This is a genomic window from Microcoleus sp. BM001215392, assembly GCF_036700185.1.
Classification (GTDB): domain Bacteria; phylum Cyanobacteriota; class Cyanobacteriia; order Cyanobacteriales; family Microcoleaceae; genus Microcoleus.
Genome location: NZ_JAUBOJ010000756.1, coordinates 1 through 1,011 on the forward strand (window position 1 = coordinate 1; position 1,011 = coordinate 1,011).

At 44.7% G+C, this 1,011-nt stretch carries 1 pseudogene; it reads left to right on the plus strand.

Features of this window, described 5'->3' with window-relative positions:
• Window positions 1-446: 446 nt before the first annotated feature.
• Window positions 447-914: pseudogene (locus QT974_RS34680) on the plus strand (reverse transcriptase N-terminal domain-containing protein); the annotation flags it as partial.
• Between the last annotated feature and the right edge of the window lie 97 nt (window positions 915-1,011).

Consider the following 1,011-nt stretch of genomic DNA (forward strand, 5'->3'; position numbering starts at 1 on the left):
TCTATGTAGATATTGCCTTACAGATTTTTTTTTGCTCACTTTTTCAGTGCCATTGAGCCTAAGTTGGTAAAGCATTGAGCAAAGTACCCATGAGTAAAGCCCCGGCTTGAAGATGCAACTGAATCGTCGTTACACAAAACCAGCGAAATAAGGCTTAATGCGCTGGAGCCAAAAGGCAAAGGATAAGGAGTTGGCAAGTTTTCGATTGACCAACAAGCACTTCCAATAAACCCGGCGAACAGCATCACTCTAAAGGTACACAGTATGGTCATTCGGAACGAGATAACCTCTCGTCTGCTCTCAGGTGGTCGAATACCTGAGTAGGTGCTAACCGTATGCAGCGAGTAGGAGAGATTAAGTCAGAAGCGAACGTCTGGGGTAATGCCCAGAATATGCAAACAGACTTACGATGATTTGGAAGATAAAGTCTCAAGTAGTGAGTAAAAATGTCTAATACACAGTCTAAAAAACTGATGGTGGAATGGCACAAAATTAACTGGCGCAAGCTAGAGCGTAATGTGTATAAGCTCCAAAAGAGAATTTATCAAGCCTCTGTTCGTGGTGATGTAAAAGCATTTCGCAGACTCCAAAAGACGCTGATGAAGTCTTGGTCAGCAAGAGTCTTATCGGTTCGTAGAGTTACCCAGGATAACCAGGGGAAAAAGACGGCGGGTGTAGATGGCGTTAAGTCGCTAACTCCAAAGCAACGTTTAGACCTGACTCAAAAATTAAACCTGGGGTCAAAGGTCAGTCCAACTAGGAGGGTATGGATTCCTAAGCCTGGGACGGAAGAGAAGCGACCTTTGGGTATACCTACAATGGAAGACCGAGCCTTGCAAGCACTTGTCAAGCTGGCACTAGAGCCAGAATGGGAAGCGCGATTTGAACCTAACTCATACGGGTTCAGACCCGGAGTGCGATTCGTTGGGTAGAAACTAACTCTGAAATGGGTGGAGGATTACTCACAAGAAACATAAGAACCTTGATAATTTGATAGTCATGTGGGTGAGA